The following is a 21,608-nucleotide window of genomic DNA, read 5'->3' as shown; positions in this document are numbered from 1 at the left end:
GCTAGCTAAGGATGAGCTATGAAAAGAAGGTATAAAGTCATACTGATAATATTATGCCTACTGTTTGCGACGTCTACTCTCATAGCGTTTTTAACTCATAGCGACTATATCGACTCTCGCAATGATGTCTGGTTTGAAAGCAATACCCTCTTTGTTCTGATCTTCATCTTTGTTATTTCTAGGAACACGATCCTCGACAATGGCTACATCAAATACGGTTTCTTGTTACTCATCTTTAATCAAGCATACGACGTCTTAACCGAAGTCAGCTATCTAGACGCAATCTCGGATGAATACGATCTGGTTGATACTATGATTGAAGATGGCAGCCTTCAAATCGCCTACCTCTTAATTGCCTTTGGCTTTACTAAACTGATCAAGCAAATCAACAATGATGCTTGTATAGATGAACTAACCGGCCTCTATAATCGGAAAAAATTGTCTGATATCAGAATGCAGACGTTTGATCTTATCTATTTAGATCTAGATGGCTTAAAGGCAGTTAATGATAATAAAGGCCATGCTGTTGGAGACTTAATGATTATCCGATTTGCACAGGCAATCAATCAGATCATTGATCGGCATGAACAAGCATTTCGAATTGGTGGTGACGAATTTGTTGTTGTCGTTAAGCCAACTGAAGGACGAAAGTTTGTCGATAAACTCAAACAAGAGTTAGAAGGTGAAAGCATTCGTTTCAGCTATGGTATTGAGGCGACATCAAAAAATGAGCTGAGTGAGGCATTAGAAAAAACGGATCAAGCAATGTATCAAATGAAAAACTCCCGACGAAAACGTTGAGAGTTTTACTACTCACTAAGCATGTTTTACGTCTGGTTGCTGTAGGCTTAAAATCTCTTCTACTAGCTTAGGGACTTCAATACTCGCCTTGCCGTAACGCTTCTCTTCAAACTCACTTTCAACGGCACTCGGCTCAAGATTAATTTCTATCGTGTGTGCACCATGCATTTTTGCGTCATGGACAAAGCCTGCCGCAGGATAGACTACCCCAGATGTACCGATTGAAATGAACAAGTCTGCTGCTTCCAATGAGGCATAAATATCCCCCATTCTTAGTGGCATTTCTCCAAACCAAACCACGTGAGGTCTCATCTGCGAAGGGATCTGACAGCAATGACAAAGATCGCCTGTTTTGATTTCCCCCTTTTCCTCAATGACTTGATTAGACTCACTACAACGCGACTTCAGCAACTCACCATGCATATGAATGACATTACTGCTCCCACCACGTTCATGAAGGTTGTCGATGTTTTGAGTGATAACCGTTACTGAGCCTTCGAGCTGCGCTTCAAGCTTTCCTAAGGCAATATGAGCAGCATTCGGTTCGATTGATGGATCTTGCAGCCCTAAACGACGCTGATTATAAAAGTCTTGAACCAAATCGGGATTACGTTCGAAACCCTCTGGAGTGGCAACATCCTCGATTCGATGGTTTTCCCACAAACCGTCTTGAGTACGGAAAGTTTGGATGCCTGACTCAGCAGAGATTCCAGCGCCAGTTAAAATAACGACATTACGATACGGGAAATTCATACTACTTCCTTGTTACTGTTCTTGAGATTAGCTTAGCATTGACTCTCCCTCTTCCCTAGCGCTGCAAGTTAGACCATGGTCGAAATATGCAATGTTTTACCTAGCTTTTGTGAGGTTAAACAAAAAGGCAGCCTAACTTGGCTGCCTTATCTATTGAGTGAACGAAAGACTAGTCTTCGTTTGTGGCTGAAATCTTATGAATGGCTAAGTCTGCTCCGTTAAACTCATCTTCCTCTGACAAGCGTAAACCAGATATTTTATCGATAACTCCATAGACTATGAGCGCCCCAATCACTGCGATGGCAATACCCGCAATAGTGCCAAGTAGCTGAACGGTAAAGCTCACGCCTCCTAACCCGCCTAGCGCGCTTTGACCGAAGATTCCTGCTGCGATACCGCCCCACGCTCCACAAACGCCGTGCAGAGGCCATACGCCAAGTACGTCATCAATCTTGGTTTTGTTTTGAAGATAGGTAAACAGATAAACAAACAACGCACCCGCAACGCCGCCGGTAATGAGCGATCCAATAGGATGCATTAGGTCAGAGCCCGCACAAATCGCAACAAGTCCAGCTAGAGGACCGTTATGAATAAAGCCCGGGTCGTTTTTGCCCGCGATTAGCGCTGCCACGATACCGCCAACCATGGCCATCAATGAATTCATGGCAACCAGCCCGCTGATGCCATTCAAGGTTTGTGCAGACATGACATTAAAGCCAAACCAGCCAACACAAAGAATCCATGCGCCCAAAGCTAAGAATGGGATGTTTGAAGGCGCGAAGTTGGTGTGTTTCCCTGCTCTAATACGTCCCTTACGCATACCTAGGAAGATAACGGCTACTAGTGCTATCCAACCGCCAACACCATGCACCACGACTGAACCTGCGAAGTCATGGAATCCATAGCCAAATTGCGCTTCAAACCATGCTTGTAAGCCAAAGTTACCATTCCAGATCATGCCTTCAAAGACGGGATAAACTAATCCGACCGTAAAGAATGTGGCGACTAATATAGGATAAAAACGTGCACGCTCAGCGATACCGCCAGAAACAATCGCAGGAATAGCAGCAGCAAACGTAAGTAAGAAGAAGAACTTAACTAACTCATATCCGTTACCCTGTGACAAAATTTGAGCGTCTGCGAAAAAGTTAGCACCATACGCGACCCAATAGCCAATAAAGAAGTAAGCAAGCGCTGAGATACCAAAATCAGCAAGGATTTTAACTAACGCATTCACTTGGTTTTTATGCCTTACTGTACCAACTTCCAAAAAGGCAAAGCCAGCGTGCATTAAGAACACCATGATGGCACCTAGAAGAAGAAAAAGTGTGTCCGAACTTTGAGTCAGGGTTTGAACGGCTCCATGAACCTGACTTGCTGTTACGCTCATTCGTATAAGTCTCCATTTTTGTTGTCGCGCACTTTTCCTGTGCGTCATATAACGTTGCTCACCACATTGGTGATATTGCTTGAAGCACTGATACGGCAAGTTACATGCCAGTAAGTTATGATTCTATAAATTATAACTAAGCTTATGAATAATCGATATTTTATCTAGTAGCTAGAAATCAGCTAAAGGAATCGGACGCACACCTTTGGTGAAGCAATGCACGGTTATGGGGATAAGCGCACCAGATTGAGGCGGGTTATTGTGGTGCATAAATAAGCCCTGAATATTCAGGGCTTATTTAGATTGGGTTCAAATTTAAAGATTTGGACCTTTAGCGAAGCTAAATGGTTGGTTCTCTTTCAGCTTATTCATACCTTGGAACATACGAACAAACCACAACGCGATGGCAATCAAACCGAATAACATGCCTACATAAGGAATATAGTAAGCGATGTCATCAATCAAATGGCTCTTATACCAGTAGTCATTCACACCAATAAGAACACCATTCGACGTCGCGACTGTAATGATCAGTACAACGAAGTAAGTTAGGTTGAGGAAGAAGGTTCTAATCAACCCATAATAATGCGAATCAATGATCTCCCCATCCTCTCCCTTATCTAAACGGTATCCCGCATAGATGATGGCTATCACACCCGAGATCAAACAGGTGAACGGTGTAAAGCAACTTAGGATGTACGCAACCCAAATGCCCTTATGAGGTTTGTTCATTTGTCTGCGCTCCTTTTACTTGGTCATCAGAGTTGTTGTCCGCAGTACTTACTCCCTGCTCTTGACGCTCTTTTTCCATCATTTCTTGATACCAAAGATCGTGGTGTTCTTTCGCCCAAGTTTCGTCAACCTCACCCGTGACCATACCTTCTAGTGCACCTTCCATACCGAACAAGCCGATATAGATGTGGAACACGAAACCACAGATCAGAATGAGTGCCGCTAACATATGGACGAGGTTAGACAGTTCCATATCACGGCGGGTCTGACCAAAGATTGGGAAATCTAACACCAGACCACTAAGCGCAACCACAGAGCCCACAACAATAAGCAACCAAAATAGTGCTTTTTCACCTGCGTTTGAAAACTCTGCTGAAGGATGTGAACCTTTGTGTTTACCGACCATGCCACCAAGCTTCATAAACCAAGCAATATCGACTTTCTTAAAGATCGATTTACGCCACCACTTAATCAGAACACACAGCAGTAACACGTAGAAGATGGGTCCAATGTAGTTATGGTATTGCTTCGCTAACATGATGATGAAGCCCCATAGCTCTGACGGAATGTACGGCTTAAGGAAATGTTTACCGTAAACCAACATCAGCCCGCTAAACGCGAGTGTTAAGAAGGTAAACGCCATACTCCAGTGCAAGGCGCGATCCAGTCGAGACCAGCGTTTGATCTTCTTACCTGTTCTTGGCGCGCTCAACATGAGAGGCCCAATCACTATGTACATTAAGGTAACGAATGCGATACTACCGAAAATCGCCACAGCTCCCGCTGGTGACATCCATTTCTCTTTCAAAATGTACCAAGTTTGACCTGGGGTACTAATTAGCATTCCATGCTCAGGGAACTGAGACGTCGTGTAGCCCTCTTCGCCTTGACGAACTTGACGCCAGAAATCGGCTCCTGCCAATTGGGTCATTTCACGTTGTGCAACTTCAGACTCTTTTTGCTCAGCATGCGCAGGCAGCGATAAAGCAAAGAGTAATGCTGCCATCATTGACAGCATTACAAGAGATGCACGTTTAAACATTGAAAACATGAATCTCTCCAGTCTTAGCTTTTCGTTGCGTCGTAAGACAGATCGTTACCATCTGTCCAACCAGCGCCTTTAGCACCACGCTCTACAACACGTTGACGGAAGATGTCAGATACCTTCTCAGCATCACCTGCCAAAAGAGCTTTGGTTGAACATAGTGAAGCACACATTGGCAGCTTACCTTCAGCAATACGGTTCGCACCGTACTTCTGACGCTCTTCAACAGAGCCCGCTTCTGTTTCAGGACCACCTGCACAGAAGGTACACTTGTCCATCTTGCCGCGTTCACCAAACGCTTCCTGTTTAGGGAACTGTGGTGCGCCAAACGGGCAAGCAAACAAGCAGTAACCACAACCGATACAAAGATCTTTGTTGTGTAGCACGATGCCATCTTCTGTGTGCTCGAAACAGTCTGCCGGACAAACCGCCATACAAGGCGCATCTGTACAGTGCATACAAGCAACAGAAATCGAGTTCTCACCCGGTTCACCATCATTCAAAGTGACGACGCGGCGACGTTGGATACCCCATTCTAGAGCGTCATCATTTTCGTTCTTACATGCAGTGACACAGCCGTTACATTCGATACAGCGCTTGGTGTCACAAAGGAATTTCATTCTAGCCATTTGTTGACTCCTTAAGCTTTGCGAATGTTACATAGGGTGACTTTGGTTTCCTGCATTTGCGTGACAGGGTCATAACCGTAAGTCGTGGCGATGTTGGCAGATTCACCAATAACGTATGGGTCGGTACCTTCTGGGTACTTGCCGCGAAGATCTTCACCTTGGAATTTGCCGCCGAAGTGGAATGGAATAAATGCCATACCCGGTTTAACGCGTCGCGTGACCATGGCTTTAACATGAATACGGCCTTTCTCTGCACCTTCAACCCAAACCATTTCACCATCTTTGAAGCCAAGATCATTGGCATCTTTCGGGTTCACTTCAACAAACATTTCTTGTTGAAGCTCAGCTAGCCATGGGTTCGAGCGCGTCTCTTCACCACCACCTTCGTACTCAACCAGACGACCCGAGGTTAGGATGATTGGGTACTCACCCGATACATCTTTATCTTGAATCGACTTGTACATGGTTGGTAGACGATAGATAGACTCGCTGTCGTCCCATGTTGGGTAATCCGCAACAAGGTCGCGACGTGGTGTGTAGAGCGGTTCGCGGTGAAGTGGTACGCGATCAGGGAAGGTCCAAACCACAGCACGCGCTTTCGCGTTACCAAAAGGAATACAGCCATGCTTGATTGCAACACGCTGAATACCGCCAGATAGGTCTGTCTTCCAGTTTTTACCTTCCGCTGCAGCTTTCTCTTCAGCCGTTAGATCATCCCACCAACCAAGAGATTTCAGCAGTTTGTCGCTAAATTCTGGGTAACCATCTTCAATCTCACAACCTTTTGAGTAGCTATCTTCGGCAAGGATATTTGTGCCGTCAAATTCAACGCCAAAGCGTGCGCGGAAGTTGCCGCCGCCTTGAGCCACTGGCTTAGACGTATCGTAAAGAATATGCGTACCAGGGTGCTTCATTTCTGGTGTACCCCAACATGGCCAAGGAAGGCCGTAGGTTTCACCGTGAACAACACCACCTTCAGCTTCTAATGACGTTTTGTGGAATGTGTGCCAGTTCTGTTGGTGCGCTTTTAAACGCTCTGGGCTTTGACCTGTGTAACCGATCGTCCACATACCGCGGTTAAATTCACGGGTAATGTCTTCGATAACAGGTTGGTTGTTTTCCACTTTCACGTTCTTGAACAACTGCTCTGCAAAACCCAGTTTCTTGGTCAGCAAGTACATGATTTCATGGTCAGGTTTTGATTCAAACAGAGGATCAACCACCTTGTCGCGCCACTGAATAGAACGGTTAGATGCCGTTACACTGCCGTATGTTTCGAACTGGGTTGTCGCAGGTAGAAGATAGACGCCATCGGTACGATCGTTCATTACCGCTGCAACTGTTGGGTATGGGTCAACGATGACCATCATATCCAGCTTCTGCATTGCCTTCTTCATTTCAACGCCACGAGTTTGTGAGTTTACTGCGTGGCCCCAATAGAACATGGCGCGGATATTGTCATTTTGCTCGATGTTGTCTTTGTTTTCTAATACACCATCGATCCAACGTGACACAGGAATACCCATGTTATTCATCGGTTTCTTGCCGCGATACTCATTTTGATCGAATCGATCTTGAACCCATTTGTGTTCTAGATTCCAAACTTTCGACCAGTGCTTCCAAGCGCCATCAGAAAGGCCGTAGTAACCAGGAAGTGTATGAGATAGAACACCAAGGTCTGTTGCACCCTGCACGTTGTCGTGGCCGCGAAAGATGTTCGCACCACCACCCGATTTACCCATGTTGCCAAGCGCAAGCTCTAGCACACAGTAAGCACGCGTGTTGTTGTTACCTGTGGTGTGCTGAGTACCACCCATACACCAAACCACACACCCTGGGCGGTTTTTTGAGAGTAGTTTAGCTGTCTTGTAAACATCCGCTTCAGACACGCCAGTAACGCGTTCAACTTCCGCCGGGTCCCACTTGGCGACTTCTTCACGAATTTCATCCATACCAAATACGCGTTGACGGATGAACTCTTTGTCTTCCCATTTGTTAGCAAAAACGTGCCACAAAATACCCCAAATGAAAGCAACGTCTGAACCAGGACGAAGAGAGACATAGTGATCCGATTTTGCAGCAGTGCGCGTGCGACGCGGGTCAGCAACAACGATCTTACAGTTGTTCTTCTCTTTGGCGATCAGGATATGCTGCATCGCGACTGGGTGAGCTTCTGCCGGGTTTGAACCAATGAATAGCATCGACTTACAGTTATGCATGTCATTGAACGAGTTAGTCATAGCGCCGTAACCCCAAGTGTTGGCTACACCTGCTACGGTGGTTGAGTGACAGATACGCGCTTGATGATCGACGTTATTAGTACCCCAAAGCGATGCCATTTTACGGAACATATACGCTTGTTCGTTGCTGTGCTTCGCGCTACCTAGCCAGTAGACAGAATCAGGGCCTGATTCTTTACGAATATCCAAAACCTTGTTGCCGATCTCTTCAATCGCTTGATCCCAAGAAAGCTTCTTCCACTTACCGCCTTCAAGTTTCATCGGGTACTTTAAGCGACGTTCACCGTGTCCGTGCTCACGTAGAGCAGCACCTTTCGCACAGTGTCCACCCGCGTTAAATGGGTGATCGAAAGCAGGCTCTTGGCCGGTCCATACACCGTTTTGAACTTCAGCGTAAATACCACAACCAACAGAACAGTGAGAACAGATGGTACGTTTGATCTCTGTTTTTGCATTAGGATCAACAGCTTTTGCTTCTGCTTTTTTGATCATGCCGGGTGTAAACAAACTCGCACCTACGACAGCGCCACCAGCAGCAAGCGAGCTGTTTTTCATGAAGGCACGTCTCGATACACCTAACTGATTCTGTTCTTTGCTCACGTTATCGGAGCGTTTGACTAATTTCATTGGTTAGCTCCTATAGCGTTTCGTAGTAGTCACGAATATGTTGAGTTTCGTGATAACCCGTTTTCTTTTCGTCTTGCTTCACTTCTACAGATTCTGCAGCGCTAGCCACTTTGGTAGTGCCAGCGACTACGGCTCCAGCGACTGCTGCGGTCGTTAAGCCTTTGAGAAGATCCCTACGGCTTTGATTTAACTCTTTATTATCTTTCATTATTGCTTCCTTACCCTTTTTAGTAGGTATTGCTATCGACGTGAGACGTTATTGCTGAGGCTGCTCATACTCAGTCACGTTTTTCACATCAATTTTTAATTTGGTTTTGCTGTTTTGTAGATTGGCACTGAAACGCACCTGCTCTAGAGTCATAAACGCGTTCGTCAGTTCGGCTACGGCCAAGTAAAAGCTCGCGTTCTTTGCTTCTTTCAGTTGTTTAACCAGAGAGCTGAACCATGTGCCTAAATGTTTGTTGAAGAACACTTGCTGTAGCTCTTCCTCTTCGTCGGTGAGTACAGACATCACTTCACAGAGCGCTGAAAAGTGATCTTCTGGTTCTTTTACTTGCTCTTCACGCTCTAAACCAAGAAGTCCAAGATCATGACGAATAGACGCAAGCGGCTTCTCCATTAGTGACCCTGTTAGGTGCCAAGACGCAAAAGGCACGACTTCACCACGACCAATGCCGATAAATAGCTCTTGGTATTCATCTTCTAGCTGCTCTTGGCTGCTTTCGATTGCTGCTGATTTCACTTTGTGCCAAGCAAGATGCATGGCACTTTCGGCTTGCTCTGTCTCTAGTTGGGAGAGGAAAGCGATCAGTTCAGTTGATGGCTGCTGACGGTACAGCGTTGACAGCAGTAGGTAGATATCTGCACGAATTGTTTGTTGTTGATTATCCATCGTACTCACACCTTAATAATTCAGTTGTTTGGTTGGGTCTTCTGCCATGGACTCAAACATGTCCACCACTCGGCAGTCTTCACACATAGCAATACGATTCAGAGCTTCTTCATCGGCAAAATGAGAGTGACCGCGTAACTTATCTTGTAGCATGTCAATCATTGACTGCGGTGCAAAAGGTTTGTGGCAGCGTACACACTCGGCTGCCTTTTCCTGATGGATGACTTGGGCTTGCTGGCGACTCTCTTTGTCCCAATTCATACGAGGCGTCAGAGTCAAAACTTGTTCAGGACACGCTTTAGCACATAGCCCACATTGAATGCAGTCTTGCTCGACGAATTGAAGTGAAGGAGAAGAGCCATCGGTGTGTAGTGCTCGGGTAGGACAAACCGCGACACAACTCATACACAAGGTACAATCTTTACTTTCACAGCTGACATTACCGTAAGGCGCACTTTCTGGCAGTTCTACGATGTTCTCAACAGGAATACGAGCTTGTGCGAGAGAATCTAGTGCGGTGAAAAGACGTTGACGTTTATTACCTTGCAGATCGCCCAATGCTAGATCAAACGATTCAGTACAAAGTGTTGGCGCCCCTTCTCTCAGAGATTCTAGATAAAGAATATCTACGGTCTCTTTCGCAATACCGAGCTGAGTCAGCAATTCTTGCGCAGTGGCCACTTCATTGTTGAGGACACGAAGAATGGTTTCTGGCATAAAACGACTGGCGGCAAAAAGAACTTGAGTTGCCCCATTCACTAATGCTGCAAACCACGAATCAATTCCAACTGAAGGCAGTTCTTCTACAACAACAGGAACCACATTATCTGGTAGTGCTTTAAGCGCCATCACGTTGTATTGTTCATGGCGTGAGCTACAAATTAAAACAATAGGATCTTGCCCGCCCGCTTGCTCATAGTTTGCTAGTGTGCGTTCTATGAATTTCTGGGTTTCTTGCGGAGTAGGAAGCGCGTAATGAATCGCCTCTGTCGGACACGCGGTTGCACAAGTGCCTACTCCTTGACAAAGGTAAGGGTTAATTTCGATTCTATGCCCTGTTTTATCTGTACCTTCACTGGATAATGCACCGGCAGGACAAGCATCAACACATCTCTCGCACCCTTTCACGCCACGAGAGCTATGCGCACATAAGTCTGTGTATAAACGAAAGAACTTGGGCTTATCAAACGTGCCCATCAGAGTCGGGATCTCTTCCAGCGCCTCCGCGAGTTTTGGATAACCGCGCCCCACTGGGTAATAACCAGGGACTGGGACTTCTTCACTCATACAGCTGCTAAGGCACAAGTCTAGAACGATATCGAAGCAACCATTGTTGATAGCAACCTGCGCAAGATTACTTTCAATTCCATTGTTTTCAATAACGACAGTAAACGTCCCTAGAAAACCCGATACTTGAACTGAGCTAGCAAAATAGAGGTTGTTAGACTCACCTTTCTCACCGTCAGTAGACAGCAAGGTGACACTCTTTAACTGCTCTAACTGAGCAGCGGCGCTCTCAATAATGGATGTAGGGCCAACAATGAGTGTGTTACCGCCACTTTCATAGCTGACAGTTGGTGGAATAAGATTGGTTAGCTCAACGGTATTCTCAAACGCATAGCGTCGCGCCTTTCCGTTTGCCGATGTTGATTCTTGTAGTAGTTCTTTTAGCATTGCTCTGTTCCAGTAGAACGGAATATTCACTTAGGCGAGTAAAAGCAATTGCTGTACCAACTTTATATACTCATTAAATCAATGCTTTATCGTTATTCGATGACCAATTACACAATAAAAAAACGGAGTGAGACAATTTGTCCCACTCCGTAAATTGATGATTTAGTCAAAATGTACCTATTCTTTGTGTGGTATATTTTGTCCCACCGTTTCCGTACTTTCTATCGATTGCGATGAATCGCTTATCGTTTGTTCTTTAACTTCTTCATGTTTAGCTAAGTTATCATCACTGCTTGTCATCTGAGTATTATTGTCTACCTCTTCTTCATCGGATTGCATCCAATCACGAAGCTTTTCAGCAACATCTGAAGAGAGGCTTTTTACAGCTTTATAGTCGTGGTCATAATCATTCAAGCCATCGATTTCACTAAACTGACCCGATAGGAACAGCTTCCTTAGCGCCGCTTTTTTTACCGCAGACTCAGCTTCTGACGTGAGAAGTGAGGCGATGTTCGTCTCAGGTTGCTCAGCAGCTTCAACTACTTGAGTACTTGGTTCTAAAGCGGTTTCAGGCTCCCCTGCTGTCTCTGACTCGGCTAAGACGACATCTTGATCGAGCTCGGCTAAAGGCTCATCCTGAGGAACATTTTCACCTTCTAACTTCTTTTTAGACCAACGATTAAAAAAACTAGTTGCCACTTGCTCTACCTGCCCCTTTACGTTTTTTGCGTCTTTGTTCGAGCAGCTCCCCATGACGACCAATAAAGGCTTCCATCCACGCTTGAACAGGGAGTGGCATATCATTAGAAAGCACCAAGTAATCGCCATCCATATACTGGCCTGCGACACTTTGCGAAGCTGTGAGGGTAACGATGTTTGGTGTCTCATCAGAATCGACATTATCTAGAACCAAAAACAATTTTGGCTGATTTGAACTTAGGTTAAATCGATAATCAGTGCGCTCATCTCGATGCAATTGAAGCAAGGCAACCGTTGCCTTTGTTTCATTTGGGGTAAGGTCGAATGAAACTAACTGCCATTGCGTCGTCGTCCATAGACCTGTGGCGATTTCATGTGCGACGAGTTGGCATTCAATTGGCCAAAGCTCTTCAGATTTTTCTACTTTTTCAGTCACAGTTTGATGTTTTGACATGGTTCACCAGCGTCGAATTTGATATTTAATGGATTTACACAAATCACTTAAATAGAGTTATATGCTCATGCTGCAAGCAATATCTGTACCCATAACTGACTTGCTCTATATTCAACCAATTTAGTTGAAATCTCTGACTGAGATGGCGTTGGTTTGTCAAAATTAGAGGATCGACAAATAGGAACGCTAATTGCAAGTAACAAGTAGCAAAAATAATACTGAGTATTTAGATAGGAAACGTCTGTGGTTAAACCAAACATTATTAAAACCAGTGAAAACCCTTTGCAAACCATCGAAGTAGAAGTGTTTGATGAATACGGTGAAAGGCTGACCAAGCAGATCGCCTGTGAACGCCCTCTTACGGTGATGCTGAACTGGAAAGAAGTCGTAACCTTAATGACGCTTGGGTCTCGCCCTGAGTCCTTGGTTCTCGGATATTTGAAAAACCAAAGCTTTATCAGTGATCCTGAATCGTTGGAGTCTGTCATTATTGACTGGGAAACGCATACGGCAGCGGTGATCACTAAAGAAGACATTCAACAAGTCGAAAGCGCACTCAAGAAAAAGACCGTCACTTCTGGCTGCGGACAAGGCACCATGTATGGTAATGTGATGAAGCAGCTCGAAGGCTATCAGGTTCCTCAAGTCCCTCTTAAGCAATCTGAAATCTATTCCGCGCTGGAAGCATTAACTCATTACAACGACACGTATAAAAAAGCGGGTGCGGTTCATGGCTGTGCTGTGTGTAAAGGTAATGAAGTCCTCTCTTTCGTTGAAGATGTAGGTCGTCACAATGCCGTAGATACGTTGGCAGGTGAAATGTGGCTTAATCAGGAGTCTGGAGAAGATAAGATTTTTTACACTACCGGTCGCCTTACTTCTGAAATGGTGATTAAAGTGGCGCAAATGGGGATACCAGTTCTTCTATCTCGTTCTGGCGTTACACAAATGGGGTTAGAGCTCGCTGAGAAGTTTGGTATCACTACAATTGCTCGTGCAAAAGGCCTACGCTTTCAAGTCTTTACTGGTGCCAAAAAGATTGAGTTTGACGTAAAAGGCTAGTGAATAAGCTGTACCTGCAACTCGTTAACGCATCGATAAGGTGCGTTTTTTTTATCTCTCTAAACTTGCAAAGACGTGGTGCACTGCTATTAGTTTTATATATGTGTCATAAAAAATTTATAAATTTGTCACATTAATAAGCTATCGACGTCACTAGGCAATCAGGGAGGTGTTCATGGACGATTCTCCAGGCACTCAGCATTCTAAAGGTTTTGCTTTATCTATTCGCGCGAAACTGTTTCTTATCAACGCCATGCTTTTAATTTTTGTTGCTCTCTACGGCTTTGTTGAACACTCTAGCCTTGCGCGTCTCCAGTCTTTAGAGCATGCCGCGAGTCAAAATCTGGCCAGTGAAGTCGATCTATTGATGTTAAGACGCCATGAGAAGGACTTCTTAGCACGTAAAGATCTTAAATACCCTAAGCGATTTGATTCGACATTTGATCAAATGGCAGAACGTCTTGCAGACTTATCCAATACCTTAGTACTGAATGATCTTGACTTCACTTCGTCGACCAAAACGATTTCGCAGACACTTGAACAGTATCAGGCTCAGTTTCATCAACTGGTCAACCAAGTCAATTTGCTTGAAGGTAAAGGCAGTAATACAAGTTATACAAGTCAGTTGGAGCAGGCTCGCCTCGAATTAAGACAATTGGCCGTCGAACAACGTGATATTAACTTAAAAGTGGCGCTATTTGAGTTAATGGAAGCGGATTTCCGATATCTATCCGATATATCACAAGAAAGTGAAACGCTTTTAGTCAATGCACTAAGTCAGTTTGAATCGACTGTTGACCAATACCCATCGTTAGCGAATTACTTCTTTAACTATCGAGCGAAAGCGGAGCAGTTGATCAATGCTCGAACGCTATTGGGCTATAGCGCTAATGAAGGTTTAAGAGGTCAATTGAGAAGTAATGTTCACAATACGGAAGAAGAAATCTCCTCGTTACAGTCTGCTATCGTGCAAGAGATTTCGTTAGCGACAGTACAAGTTAAACAGCAATTGCAAATAATCGGGTTAACCATGGTTGCCCTGCTCTCTTTGCTGCTATTTGTGATCGGTAGAAGTATTCTTAATCGGATCAAAATCATTAATACCTTAATGAAAGATATCGCATCTGGCAGCGGCGATCTCACCGTCAGGATGAACGCCAGAGGTAATGATGAACTAGCTCAATTAGCTAACTCATTCGATACCTTTGTCAGCCAGTTACACACGCATATAAAAGACGTCGCCTCGGTGATGGAAGTACTAAGTGAAAGCTCATGCAGCTCAGAACAAGCGGCCTCGAAGAGTATGAAGAACGCCGAACAGCAGAAGCTGGAATCTGAGTCCGTCGCTACCGCCGTCAATGAGTTGGTCATGACGACTAATGAGATCACCGCGAATATTGAGTCTGCAGCGCACAATGCCGAGCGCGTGAAAACAGAAGCACAGAATGCGCTGGATATGACACATGCAACAGGCGATCGAATTGATGTGTTAGCAGCAAGTATCGAAGAATCTCAAACCCACGTTGTATCACTTGAAGAGCAAAGCCGAGAAATCAATCAGGTGGTTTCTACGATTCAAGGCATTGCGGAACAAACCAACCTACTTGCACTTAACGCCGCTATAGAGGCAGCTCGAGCTGGTGAAAGTGGTCGTGGCTTTGCTGTAGTGGCTGATGAAGTACGTCAGCTGTCATTAATGACCAATGACTCTACTCATCAAATCGAGTCGACGATTCAGTCGCTTACTCAGGGTATTTCGCAAACGGCCAATCAAATGGCAACCAGCGCAGCACAGGCAAGAACGACCAACGAACACACTCATAAAGTCGTGGCGGCCATTGAAGGTATCAGTGAGCAGATTAGTGAAATGTTTGACCTGAACACGCAAATTGCGACTGCCTCAGAGGAGCAATCAATGGTCTCTGCCGAAATTGATCGCAATATCACTGAAATTGCGCATTTGGCGGGCAACACCTTTGAGGTGGTGTCTGGCTCTGTCAGGTGCAGTGAGCAAGTATCAGGAGTAAGCCACAAACTTGAGAAAATCGTCGCGCAATTTAAGTACTAATCCCAGCTTTATAAAAAGAGCCTCTCCGGAGGCTCTTGGTCTGCCTAACTTTGAGGCTGTTCGACAAAGATCAACTCATCAATGTTAAACCCTCGCTCTTTGGACATGGTTTTAAACTTCTCTATCACACTATCACTAACTGTTGGTGTTCGAGCTAATAGCCATAAGTACTCATTGTTAGGGCCAGACACAAACGCATATTCATAGTTACTGCGTTCTAACTCAAACACGACATAGGAACCATAAAAAGGCCCGAAAAAGGAAACTTTCAAATACCCTTGGTTCTTTGCATCGACAAAGTACGCTTTTCCTTCAGCCTCTTTCCATTGTTGGGATTCACTGTTATACCCGCGATTAATGACCTTTACCCCACCATCATCGCGTAAACTGTATTCCGCGGTAACTTGTGTAAGCCCTTGTTCAAAAGAATGGTCTAAACGAGCTATCTCATACCATTTACCAAGATAGTTAGTGAGTTCAAAATCACCAACAGGTGTCACTGACTTTGGCATTCCCAAGCAAGCGGTCAAAATGAAAACTGTACTAAGCAATAGAACCGTTTTAAATGTTACCTTCATACACCGAACCTTATGGATTACATACTTCGTCGTTTACACTGGACGCACTAATCGATAGCGCTTCACCACACCTTCATTTTTATCCTCGTAGTTACCGAGGTATTCTCCGCCACTCTTTTCTATCACTTTCTGAGAGGTTGGGTTATCGATTGAGCACGTCACGATAACAGGATCGGTCACAACATGATCGCGCACCCAGGCGAGCAAATGAGAAGCAACCCCCTTACCTCGGGCAGATGGCCTAGTCTCGTAACCAATATGACCAATCACATTTTCTACGTTAGCGTTACTTCCTCTCCTTACCCGAATCGCACCTAAAATCTTGTTATCCGCGAGGCAATAATATGTGGTACTGGGTAGATAGCCATTTGGTAATTCAGAGGTTTCTTGAGCTCGTGCTATTAAACCAGATAAGTAGCTTTCTGGGTCACTCTCTACATTGGCATATTTGGGAATTCCGGATTCATAGCACTCTTTAGCATAACTCGCGAGCAAAGGCGCTAAGCTTATGCTTGCTTCTACTACTTCCATGTAATAATTAATCCTCTTTGTTGTAACTCGAAATAATCGTTGTATGAGATACAGCCGTATCAAAGAGTTGCTCCTTTACTTTCAAATACTCACTGTCTGTAAAGAAAGTTTCGGCAACGGATTGATCTGGAAACCGTATTGTAAAGACTCGATTAATGGGTTTATCCACTTCAGAGATGAGAACTTCTGAAACAATGAAGTCAAAACCGAATTTGCCACCATATGAAGTGAGGATAGGCTTCATAGCAGCTCGGTAGTTTGAGTAAACATCATCATTTGAAACTTCTAGGCCAACTAAGAACTCGTACATTTCATAGCCTCCTTTGCTATAAGATTAATTACTGGCGACTTAACAGCAAACTTGCCCCTGACATAGCTAAGAAACTAGCGCAGCCTCTGTTGAAACGCTTGGCCATTGCAGGTTTCGCAAACCACTGTCGCAAATATATTCCGAATATGGCATAGATCGATATTGCGCCCATTTCTAATATGAGAAACGTTGCCCCTAAAACGAAAAACTGTTCATTTACATTGGCCGAAACATCGACAAACTGCGGAAGGAATGCAGTGAAAATCAGAATAGCTTTGGGGTTACCAGCTGCTAGCAAAAATTCTTGCTTCGCTAAACCCAAACGGTTTTGAGCATTTGTAAACTCTGTGATTGGGCTTGACTCTGAACCCCAAAGATTAAAGGCAATCCAAAGCAGGTAGGCTGCTCCCGCTATTTTAATAGTTAGAAACAGAGCTTCTGATGTATACAGAACCACAGCAAGACCTGAAGCGGCTAACGCAATCATTCCAGAAAACGCTGTTATTCTCCCAAGCCCAGCGATGAAGGCAGATTTGAAACCATAACAACGAGCATTATTCATAGACAACAGGTTGTTTGGACCAGGAGTCATATTAAGCGCAAAACACGCAGGTATAAAAAGCAATAACTTCCAGAATTCCACAATTTTTTCTCCATGTAATTGGCGCTAGATTAATTCGGCAGCTAGCACCCTACTTAAATCGTTGTGCTGTAAACACTACAGTCGATTCAAATCTAAAACGCTGAACATTGTGACTCTACTTAAATTGATTTTAATAACTATCGCTTGGGAAGCTTATACTCATAGAAAACCACATCACTGCCACTAGTTGGCTGCTCTACGAAACCCATTTTGGTAAGCAACTTCGCTGAAGCTACGTTAGTTGGGTCAACACCACCTATGAGTTTCACCCATGGTTCAGATTTCACGACTTCATCAATAAGGCCTTGAATCAATTCGCTAGCCAAACCTTTCCCCCAGTAATCTTCGGCAAGTAGATAACCGATATGGGTACAATCTTCACCTTCCACATAGGCAAACAAGAAGCCTATTAGTTCGTGATTCTTTGCTTCTATTTTAAGTAAGCGGCTCTCCAACAACATTCGTTCAAGCCAGGCCCTGGCCTGTTCACCGGAAGTAATGCCGTGAAAATATGGAGGAAGATTTTCGACAACCGCTGGCGTGAGGATTTGAGGAATTCGTTCGAGTAAACTTGAGTGTGCGCTCAAAGAAAGTTCTCCAGTAATTTCAGCCACTGTCAGTCTCTTACTATTAAATGAAATTGCCATATTCCCTCCCTATGTTGATAAAGACCCTAACGAACCTGTAACCGACAAGCAGATAGTTTAAGGTTATAAGCCGATTTTCGAATACACGGCTGTACTACTTAGCATTCCAGACGGAAGCTTACGGTCATTACGCAGTATACCTTCGAAAGCGTACCCACATCGCTCCGCAACAGCTCGACTTTTTCTATTCTCTTCGGCCGCCTTGATTTCCAATCTGTTCGCTTTGAGTTCTATAAATGCGTAAGTTTCTAAAACTTTAACCGCTTCAGCGATATAACCATACCCGACACATGAGCTACGTAACCAATACCCTATTTCAAAAAAAGGAACATCTTTGTCTCGGATGATTAAACCAATTGCGCCGATGAAGTGATTGGTATTTTTATCGATTAGCGAATATCGTAGTTCACCTTCGAAGTTTTCAAAGTTGCTGATAGCCTGCTTTGTATTCTCTATTGACTCGGACTCAGTCAAAGCATATTGAACCCAAGGCAGATACTCGCTTAATTCTTTTTTACTTTCCAATATTGCTTCCAGCATCAAAGGCTGAATCTTCATCGAGGGAGGAACTAATCTTAGCCTTTCTGTTTCCATGTATTTCTTCTCAATAAATGCTTATAACGCCCCCTTAAGGTGTGAGCAAAGTAAGCGTGGGAATTAACTCTTTAATGGACTGTTATTTTTCTGACAGCCATTGTCCTACAAGACTAAAGCGATAATTATCAAAGTCAATTTTAGCTTGAACACCTAAAGGTGTAACAAGCATTGGATGAGTATGACAACTGTCAAAACCATATAAAATTGGCACTTCTTTTCCGTTTAACACTTCCAGTAAGACATCCAATGGAGTTCGACCGGTCCCTTTATTGTCGAATAACTCATGCTTACCCAGTACAATTGCGCCAACCATATCGAATACTCCGCAAGCGAGCAAGTGGGCAAACGAACGCTCTACTGTTTCAATACTCTTTAGTGAGTCCTCTATAAGTAGGATGTCGCCAAACTGGATATCTGGCATATATGGACTACCCCAAATACCCGCTATTGTATTTAAATTGCCACCAATAACGCGTCCTTTAACTGTTCCCCTACCTTTGAACCGCCATTCATTTGGATATGTCGCTTTATTTGAATCCTGAGTTTCCCAGTCATGCTTAATATCAGTCCACTCATCTGGCATAGAATAAGAATATAGGCCTGATTCTGTAGTTAATATTTCTAAGAAAGACTTAAATGTTTGATCAACTAAAGGAGGAAACTCACCGAATGATGCAACTAAAGCTGGGCCGTAGAAAGTGACTAACCCCGTCTGTGCATAAATCCCCATGAGTAGAGCAGTTACATCTGAGTAACCAATAATAATTTTAGGATCTCTACGTAGAGCGTCATAATCAATGTAGGGCAATAAAGCGTTGCTGTTGTTACCGCCAATCGTTGACATAATACAACGAATGCTTGGGTCTCTAATGAGCTGGTTTAACTCATCTGCTCGCTCTAAAATCGAACCTGAGCGATAACTATCAGACTTTCCCGTAAGAGAGCCAGCAACAAGCTCAAATCCATGAGATTCAAGATAAGCTTTTGCACGTTGGAATCGTTTTGGCGCAAATACTGTTGCTGGCGATGACGGTGAGAAAAAGCCTATTTTGTCACCGACACTTAAAGCCTTTGGATACAACACGTAATTCAACCCTCCATAATAAAAGTTTCGTTAAATGGACTTTTTCGCAATAACCAAACCATGATTGCTACTCCCAAGCAATGACGGTTCTGAGCATGTAGAAAGGTGATATTTCAACCAAGCTTGATATTGATTCTCGCTTAGCTGGTTGATCTCTTGACCAATAAAGCGCACATACCCATCAGTCGCAATATGATTTTCAACACTAAACCCCGCTTGAATGGCTAGAGATTCAATCTCGGATGGTTTAGCAAAGTAACCCGTTCTAAAAAATGGATCTACGTCCGGTGAAGTAACCAAGCCACTTTCGTTCAATTGACTTAAAACCGATGGTAATACCAAGTCGCTAGACATTTTTGCTAATAATCCAGCGACAAAGAACCGACTTATATAGGCTATTGCTACAACACCATTAGGCTTTAAAATACGATGAGCTTCTTGCAATACAGCCTCTCGATCGGATTTTGACTGTATATGATAAAGCGGTCCTAATATTAACACGACATCTTGGCTATCATTCTCGATAAAACTAACGTCAGTTGCATTGGCCTCATAGACAGACAAGTTCAGTGACTTTCTTTTTGCATTATCATTAAGTTGCTCTACTAATTCAGGAACCAACTCAACCGCTGATACTTTCATACCCTGTTGAGCATAATGGAGTGAATAGCGACCAGTTGCGGCACCAAGTTCGGTCACATGACTTTCTGGGGCGATATAGTTGCCAAGGATACTCGTTGTAGTATCAAACTCAATACGCGTTATGTTCTGGCAAACAAGACGATTGTCTTCATCAAACTTCGCGTAGTATTCCATATATTCTTCTTGCACCGACTTCCTCCAGCGCTGTTAACGTAAATTAAGTAACGAGCAATGCTTACCTAACTTAAACCTTTATTTTGTAGATGCTAAACCCTATTTAAAAAACCTACTTTCTCAAAGTTTGTCACAGTCCTTTTTATCTTTGAACAAGTTAGTAATCGCTGTAGCCTCTGTTCGCTCAGAGTCTTGGTATGCTTCAAACATATCTCCATCTTCATACCCCAGAAAACATAAAGTTCCTTGGATAATAACGGTGAAAAACGACACGACTAGAACCAAAAAGGGAATAACACCAAATAAGTCCAGAGCAAGGAATACCGAAGATATCGCCATCGCAATGACGGAAATAACGACTTTAAGTTTACTTGTAAGAGCCATAACCACTCCTTATGAATGACTATCGCACATAATATAGACACCTAGTTGCACATTGTGTAAGACAAATCACACTTGGCACATAACGCGCATGCGTGTAGTGAGAATTGTCATAAACCATTGTGCTGTAAAGACTAAACTTATTTGAAGTAAAAGCGCCAAGCGCGTTGAATCACTCTAAAGTGTATTGTCGGATGTGTATATCAGCCAAATACCGGTCTAAAGAAGCTACGTTCAACGCTCAAAACACAGCGAGTCTCTTCTGCAAATTTAAATGCTTCTAGACACTCTTTGTCAGCTAACGACTTGTTACGATATGCCTCGTAGTCCGCTAGACTGGGAAAGGTAAATAACGCTAAAGCGACGTTGTTAGCGCCTTCTGAAGGAAGAAAATATCCATTATGATGCCCGCCTAGTCTGTTGACTAGTGGAATCCACATTTTTGCATATTCTTCAAATTCGGATAGCTTGAAAGGGTCGATGATATATCGAACGTAACATGTAACCATTGTGTTTATTCCTTTTAATTGGTCAGAGCCCAACACCGCGCTACGGTGTCACGTCTATACTAGGTACTTAAGCCACACTGTGGCGTAACCCAACAACCTACAACGTCAAGCGTTATAAATCCATCTCGAGCTTATTGTGGGTGTTTACCCTATCGGTTTGCATGTTCCTAAAAATGTACTTTCATACGTATAAGATTTAATCACTCCTTGCTCGTCCGTAATAAAGATGTACGTACAGCTGTCGCTGAAAATTTTATATTCAGCTTCAATCACACCACCTTCTTTAGACTTCATTTCGTGAGGCTCTCCCCACTGCTCTACAAGTTCATTTATATGATGCCCAGTCCAGTTTTCACCAAAGTAGCTTTCGCTTACAAACAAAGAACATCCACTTAGAAGGAGTGCAGAAACTAAACTCAACAGACTGATTTTCATAACCACTACCT

25 protein-coding genes are annotated in these 21,608 nt (G+C 43.9%); 3 read left to right on the top strand and 22 right to left on the bottom strand.

Going from position 1 to position 21,608, the window contains the following annotated elements; genetic code table 11:
- Window positions 1-18: 18 nt before the first annotated feature.
- Window positions 19-801, top strand: coding sequence for a GGDEF domain-containing protein (locus AC6R16_RS00805; RefSeq protein ID WP_500673242.1), 783 nt, complete (start codon window positions 19-21; stop codon window positions 799-801).
- 15 nt (window positions 802-816) lie between these two features.
- Here the strand turns inward: AC6R16_RS00805 and cobB are convergent, their stop codons facing one another.
- The 11 genes from cobB to AC6R16_RS00750 form a co-directional block, all read right to left on the bottom strand.
- Entirely contained in the window at window positions 817-1,554 is a 738-nt protein-coding gene (gene cobB / locus AC6R16_RS00800) for a Sir2 family NAD+-dependent deacetylase (RefSeq protein ID WP_500673241.1), read from the bottom strand.
- A 169-nt stretch (window positions 1,555-1,723) separates the two neighbouring features.
- The gene (locus AC6R16_RS00795) at window positions 1,724-2,944 is read right to left on the bottom strand and encodes an ammonium transporter (protein WP_500673240.1); all 1,221 of its coding nucleotides are present in this window, start codon (window positions 2,942-2,944) and stop codon (window positions 1,724-1,726) included.
- Window positions 2,945-3,259: 315 nt separating this feature from the next.
- Window positions 3,260-3,676 (bottom strand): hypothetical protein, encoded by a 417-nt coding sequence (locus AC6R16_RS00790; protein ID WP_500673239.1) that lies wholly within the window; start codon window positions 3,674-3,676, stop codon window positions 3,260-3,262.
- Entirely contained in the window at window positions 3,660-4,727 is a 1,068-nt protein-coding gene (locus tag AC6R16_RS00785; RefSeq protein ID WP_500673238.1) for a formate dehydrogenase subunit gamma, read from the bottom strand. Before AC6R16_RS00785 ends, AC6R16_RS00790 begins: the two co-directional genes overlap by 17 nt.
- 14 nt (window positions 4,728-4,741) lie before the next feature.
- Window positions 4,742-5,350: a formate dehydrogenase FDH3 subunit beta gene (fdh3B, locus tag AC6R16_RS00780; protein ID WP_004745954.1), complete on the bottom strand. Its 609-nt coding sequence runs from the start codon at window positions 5,348-5,350 to the stop codon at window positions 4,742-4,744.
- An 11-nt stretch (window positions 5,351-5,361) separates the two neighbouring features.
- Complete coding sequence (locus AC6R16_RS00775; protein ID WP_500673237.1) at window positions 5,362-8,217, bottom strand: formate dehydrogenase subunit alpha; 2,856 nt, start codon at window positions 8,215-8,217, stop codon at window positions 5,362-5,364.
- 10 nt (window positions 8,218-8,227) lie between these two features.
- Window positions 8,228-8,425 carry a twin-arginine translocation signal domain-containing protein gene (locus AC6R16_RS00770; protein ID WP_004745957.1) on the bottom strand — a complete coding sequence of 66 codons (198 nt, stop codon included), beginning with the start codon at window positions 8,423-8,425 and terminating at the stop codon, window positions 8,228-8,230.
- 48 nt (window positions 8,426-8,473) lie between these two features.
- Window positions 8,474-9,109, bottom strand: coding sequence for a TorD/DmsD family molecular chaperone (locus tag AC6R16_RS00765; RefSeq protein ID WP_500673236.1), 636 nt, complete (start codon window positions 9,107-9,109; stop codon window positions 8,474-8,476).
- A gap of 12 nt (window positions 9,110-9,121) precedes the next feature.
- Window positions 9,122-10,783, bottom strand: a complete 1,662-nt coding sequence (locus tag AC6R16_RS00760) for a 4Fe-4S binding protein (RefSeq protein ID WP_500673235.1) — start codon at window positions 10,781-10,783, stop codon at window positions 9,122-9,124.
- Between the two features lie 177 nt (window positions 10,784-10,960).
- Window positions 10,961-11,482, bottom strand: a complete 522-nt coding sequence (locus AC6R16_RS00755; protein WP_500673234.1) for a DUF3306 domain-containing protein — start codon at window positions 11,480-11,482, stop codon at window positions 10,961-10,963.
- Window positions 11,472-11,936, bottom strand: a complete 465-nt coding sequence (locus AC6R16_RS00750) for a DUF3305 domain-containing protein (protein WP_494506020.1) — start codon at window positions 11,934-11,936, stop codon at window positions 11,472-11,474. The genes AC6R16_RS00755 and AC6R16_RS00750 overlap by 11 nt, the downstream gene beginning before the upstream one ends.
- A 243-nt stretch (window positions 11,937-12,179) precedes the next feature.
- Between AC6R16_RS00750 and fdhD the strand changes: the two genes are divergently transcribed.
- Complete coding sequence (gene fdhD, locus AC6R16_RS00745; RefSeq protein WP_500642187.1) at window positions 12,180-12,998, top strand: formate dehydrogenase accessory sulfurtransferase FdhD; 819 nt, start codon at window positions 12,180-12,182, stop codon at window positions 12,996-12,998.
- A 175-nt stretch (window positions 12,999-13,173) separates the two neighbouring features.
- Window positions 13,174-15,066: a methyl-accepting chemotaxis protein gene (locus AC6R16_RS00740; protein ID WP_500673233.1), complete on the top strand. Its 1,893-nt coding sequence runs from the start codon at window positions 13,174-13,176 to the stop codon at window positions 15,064-15,066.
- A gap of 44 nt (window positions 15,067-15,110) precedes the next feature.
- On the opposite strand, the gene AC6R16_RS00735 is transcribed toward AC6R16_RS00740, so the two are convergent.
- The 11 genes from AC6R16_RS00735 to AC6R16_RS00685 all read right to left on the bottom strand — a co-directional run bounded on the left by AC6R16_RS00735 (window position 15,111) and on the right by AC6R16_RS00685 (window position 21,597).
- Window positions 15,111-15,644, bottom strand: coding sequence for a lipocalin family protein (locus AC6R16_RS00735; RefSeq protein WP_500673232.1), 534 nt, complete (start codon window positions 15,642-15,644; stop codon window positions 15,111-15,113).
- A 33-nt stretch (window positions 15,645-15,677) separates the two neighbouring features.
- The gene (locus AC6R16_RS00730) at window positions 15,678-16,175 is read right to left on the bottom strand and encodes a GNAT family N-acetyltransferase (protein WP_500673231.1); all 498 of its coding nucleotides are present in this window, start codon (window positions 16,173-16,175) and stop codon (window positions 15,678-15,680) included.
- Window positions 16,176-16,182: 7 nt separating this feature from the next.
- On the bottom strand, window positions 16,183-16,485 hold the full coding sequence (locus AC6R16_RS00725) for a DUF1330 domain-containing protein (protein WP_494506025.1): 303 nt from the start codon (window positions 16,483-16,485) through the stop codon (window positions 16,183-16,185).
- A 28-nt stretch (window positions 16,486-16,513) separates the two neighbouring features.
- Window positions 16,514-17,128 carry a LysE family translocator gene (locus AC6R16_RS00720; protein ID WP_500673230.1) on the bottom strand — a complete coding sequence of 205 codons (615 nt, stop codon included), beginning with the start codon at window positions 17,126-17,128 and terminating at the stop codon, window positions 16,514-16,516.
- A gap of 137 nt (window positions 17,129-17,265) precedes the next feature.
- Window positions 17,266-17,775 (bottom strand): GNAT family N-acetyltransferase, encoded by a 510-nt coding sequence (locus AC6R16_RS00715; RefSeq protein WP_500673229.1) that lies wholly within the window; start codon window positions 17,773-17,775, stop codon window positions 17,266-17,268.
- A gap of 63 nt (window positions 17,776-17,838) precedes the next feature.
- Window positions 17,839-18,369, bottom strand: coding sequence for a GNAT family N-acetyltransferase (locus AC6R16_RS00710; protein ID WP_500673228.1), 531 nt, complete (start codon window positions 18,367-18,369; stop codon window positions 17,839-17,841).
- Window positions 18,370-18,451: 82 nt separating this feature from the next.
- Window positions 18,452-19,456: a S66 family peptidase gene (locus AC6R16_RS00705; protein ID WP_500673227.1), complete on the bottom strand. Its 1,005-nt coding sequence runs from the start codon at window positions 19,454-19,456 to the stop codon at window positions 18,452-18,454.
- A 30-nt stretch (window positions 19,457-19,486) separates the two neighbouring features.
- Window positions 19,487-20,287 carry a class I SAM-dependent methyltransferase gene (locus tag AC6R16_RS00700; RefSeq protein ID WP_500673226.1) on the bottom strand — a complete coding sequence of 267 codons (801 nt, stop codon included), beginning with the start codon at window positions 20,285-20,287 and terminating at the stop codon, window positions 19,487-19,489.
- A gap of 105 nt (window positions 20,288-20,392) precedes the next feature.
- Complete coding sequence (locus tag AC6R16_RS00695; protein ID WP_500673225.1) at window positions 20,393-20,656, bottom strand: hypothetical protein; 264 nt, start codon at window positions 20,654-20,656, stop codon at window positions 20,393-20,395.
- A 200-nt stretch (window positions 20,657-20,856) separates the two neighbouring features.
- Window positions 20,857-21,162, bottom strand: a complete 306-nt coding sequence (locus AC6R16_RS00690) for an NIPSNAP family protein (protein ID WP_500642179.1) — start codon at window positions 21,160-21,162, stop codon at window positions 20,857-20,859.
- A gap of 144 nt (window positions 21,163-21,306) precedes the next feature.
- On the bottom strand, window positions 21,307-21,597 hold the full coding sequence (locus AC6R16_RS00685) for a hypothetical protein (RefSeq protein WP_500642178.1): 291 nt from the start codon (window positions 21,595-21,597) through the stop codon (window positions 21,307-21,309).
- Between the last annotated feature and the right edge of the window lie 11 nt (window positions 21,598-21,608).

The organism is Vibrio sp. R10-SG3-ISO10, assembly GCF_059834185.1.
This window is presented reverse-complemented; position numbering and strand designations above follow the sequence as displayed.